We start from the raw sequence: 3205 nt of genomic DNA on the forward strand, positions 1-3205 counted from the left end.
CAAATCCTATTTTGCAGAACCCTACTGATGCAGGCAGTATCACGGATACTGCACCCTGTTCATTTTTGGCTATCCTTCATCACCCCCTTTTTCATCATTTTCCGCCTCATCCAATCACCCTGCCTATGCTCCATCCTCTGCATAATAAACTTAAAGAATCTCTTTTGCTCCTCAGGTGTAAGCTCACTTTTAACCTCGCAGAGGTGTTTAACAAGTTTTGACTGGATTTTTCCTTCCAGTGCCTGGATGTTTTTCAACTTCTCATCAATCTCTTTTTGATTCACACGAGGTTCAAGAAGAAGGCGAATTAGTTCCTTTCCCTTCCTCTTCAATTCATTTCTTATAGGTTTCATCTCAGACATCATTGTTCTTCTTAGCGCCTCTATTCTAACTGATTTCTCTTTAGATAGACCAAATCTTTCCTTGTAGAATGGACAGAATTTATCCTTAAATGGGGGTGGTGGGGGAGGTTGCCAGTGATGCCTCACCATCATCCCCAGAAAACCTAAATTAAGTGCAACTGATAGTACAAAGGCTAAGATAAATAATTTTCCTCTCATTATCCTTCCTCCTCTGCAAAGATTATATTGCCTGCTGACCATTCAGGAAAATCAGCAAAGCTATCGAGATAGATGGAACTTGTGAACTCATTATCCAGCTGTCTAAGATAGCCATTTTTTGAATAAAAGGTTTGCCCCAGAAAGATACCTATAAGAATACCTGCGGTAGCAGTGGCGATGATAGGAGCGGGTTTCAATATCAATTCCTGCCACCAGGACAGATATTCTTTGCTCACGGTTGCCGCGGTCAGGATTTTTTGAATGAGATAAACAGGTGGTTCAACAGGTTTGAGTTTGAGTAGAATATCCCAGCTCGCGGATAGATCCTCCAGTTCCTTTGAACAAGTCGGACAATCTAATAAATGCCCCTTAATCTCTTTTTTTTCCTTACTTTTAATTTCACCGTCTAAAAAAGCGGATAGCCTTCTTTGCACCTTTTTGCATCTCATCGTTTTTTATCTCCTATTATTTTAAACACTGATTATCCCCAAAACTTGCGGATAATTTTTCCTTTAATTTTTGTTTTGCCCGAAAGATAAGAGATTCAACCGCAGAGACAGAACAGCCAAGCACTTCAGCCACCTCCTTGTAAGAAAGGTTATGGAATCTTTGCAATATCACTGCCAGTCGTTGATTTTCTGGTAGAGAGGCTAAAGCCTGCTCAATTAAAATACCAACCTCTTTTTTCTTATATCGGACTTCAGGGCTGTAATGCTCTGGAGCCTGAATATCGGTATATTTCTCATCTTCATCCAGAGAAAACAACCGAAACCGATTTCTCTTCCTTAATTTATTGAGGCAAAGGTTACGGGCAATCTTAAAAAGATAAGTGGTAAATTTGGCTTGAGGCTTATATCTTTTCGCTGAACTATAAACCCTTAAGAAGACTTCCTGGGTTAAGTCTTCTGTTTCTTCATAATTGGCAAGCAAGCGATAGATAAAATTAAAAAGCGGTAATTGGTAGCGTGTTAAGAGCTCAGTAAAGGCGGCTGTATCATCCATAGCTACCCTGTTCATCAGTTCTGCATCAGATATTTTTCTATCCACTCAAAAAAGCCTCCATCTGTATAAACACCAGTTTGTCTAAAAACTTGCGAAGAAAAATAGAATCAGGGTAACTGTAATTCAGACACTGGACATCAGACACAAGACTATAGACTCTATTTATGCAGGAAATTAGTGACATTTGGGAAACCATCCTCAAAACTTCACTCCCTGAATTTTTCCTAAGCCTTACCTATGTCAGTGACAGTGTCAGTGAAGAAACTCCTTCAACTCATCCAACACTTCCAACTCTTTCTACTCTTTCAACTCTTCCAGCAGAAGTATAAGCAGGTCTCTCAAGCCTTCATTCTTCTGCAATTTCTGCCCGCTTTAGTCTGAGCTCTGATGTCTATAATCTACTGTCTAAATCACAGATTTGCCTACCAGTAATTCTCGGTGAAAAAGTTCGACCTGTGTAAGTTAGAAATCAGCCAATTGCACCCGTCCTTGCATAGGTTTGAGATGGCAGGACTCATTATGCTGTGTCAGAACAAAATTGTTATCTATATAATCAAAGATAGAAAAACAAGCCGTATCCTGTTTTACTTGCCAAAAAGCCGCATTGTCTAATCCTAATAAGGCGCAAATTAATATTTTATTAATGACACGATGTGAAACGATAGCAATTGTTTCATTCGGATGTTGATTGAGGAGCTGGTTCAACCTGGTAACTACGCGTCTTCTGACCTCATTTAAACTCTCACCTTCAGGGATTTTTAGGAGATGTGGGTCTTTTTGCCATTTCTGGTAGAGAGCGGGGAATGACTCTTTTACCTCCTCAAGCGATTTTCCTTCCCAACGCCCATAACTCATATCAATAAAATGCTCATCAATAGTTACTTCAAGATGATGATATTTAGCAATAGGAATTGCGGTATTAACTGCTCGTTTAAGAGGACTGCAATACACGGTCTGGATTTGAAATTCACCTAAGGCTTTCGCTAAAAGTTTAGCCTGGGATCGTCCTGTCTCATCAAGGTCAATATCAATTCTACCCCGAAAAATCTCCTCTTTATTCCATACTGTCTGTCCATGTCGGACTAAGATAATCTTTGTCATTTTTTATCCTCTTTTTAAAAGTATAGTCATTTTTGACATAAAGTCAAGAAAAAAGTAACCATCGGGTGCCTGTAATAAATACCCTCCCTGCTTCTTTGCAAAAAACGAAACCAGTCCTGAAGAGTAAAAAATCTTCGCACAAAAACTCCTTGAAATAATCCAATTTTTTATCTCCCCAAAATTTTTTCGACCTGTGAAATAGGAATATTTTGATCGTGGTTAGTATAAGAAGGGGGATAAGGGGATAAAGGAGATATGGAGATATCAAAAGAATATCAAGAAAATTTACTTACTGAGATAATAATTCAATGTATTATTAAGGTACACCAGACACTGGATCCAGGTTTTCTGGAAAGTATTTACCGCAGGGCAATGGTAATTGAACTTACAAAACAGGGATTGAGAGTTGAGACAAAGAAAGAAATACTAATCTACTACGAAGGAGAAGAAATTGGGAAACACAGATTGGATATTCTTGTAGAAAGCAAGGTAATAGTAGAACTAAAAACGGTGGAGGAATTAAGCAAAGCTCATTATGCTCA

The 3205-nt window shown here is 38.7% G+C and carries 5 protein-coding genes; 1 reads left to right on the forward strand and 4 read right to left on the reverse strand.

Features of this window, described 5'->3' with window-relative positions:
- Positions 1 to 59 precede the first annotated feature (59 nt).
- From AB1422_18320 to AB1422_18335, 4 genes are all read right to left on the reverse strand, one after another.
- Positions 60 to 560, reverse strand: a complete 501-nt coding sequence (locus AB1422_18320) for a periplasmic heavy metal sensor (GenBank protein MEW6621256.1) — start codon at positions 558 to 560, stop codon at positions 60 to 62.
- Entirely contained in the window at positions 560 to 1009 is a 450-nt protein-coding gene (locus tag AB1422_18325) for a zf-HC2 domain-containing protein (protein MEW6621257.1), read from the reverse strand. The genes AB1422_18320 and AB1422_18325 overlap by 1 nt, the downstream gene beginning before the upstream one ends.
- Positions 1010 to 1025: 16 nt before the next feature.
- Positions 1026 to 1607, reverse strand: coding sequence for an RNA polymerase sigma factor (locus AB1422_18330; GenBank protein MEW6621258.1), 582 nt, complete (start codon positions 1605 to 1607; stop codon positions 1026 to 1028).
- Positions 1608 to 2024: 417 nt separating this feature from the next.
- The gene (locus AB1422_18335) at positions 2025 to 2663 is read right to left on the reverse strand and encodes a histidine phosphatase family protein (GenBank protein ID MEW6621259.1); all 639 of its coding nucleotides are present in this window, start codon (positions 2661 to 2663) and stop codon (positions 2025 to 2027) included.
- A 255-nt stretch (positions 2664 to 2918) separates the two neighbouring features.
- Between AB1422_18335 and AB1422_18340 the strand changes: the two genes are divergently transcribed.
- Positions 2919 to 3205, forward strand: a 287-nt coding sequence (locus AB1422_18340; GenBank protein MEW6621260.1) for a GxxExxY protein, incomplete at its 3' end; no start/stop codon positions are given.

The organism is bacterium (assembly GCA_040757115.1).
In the GTDB taxonomy this organism is placed as follows: Bacteria; UBA9089; CG2-30-40-21; order CG2-30-40-21; family SBAY01; genus JBFLXS01.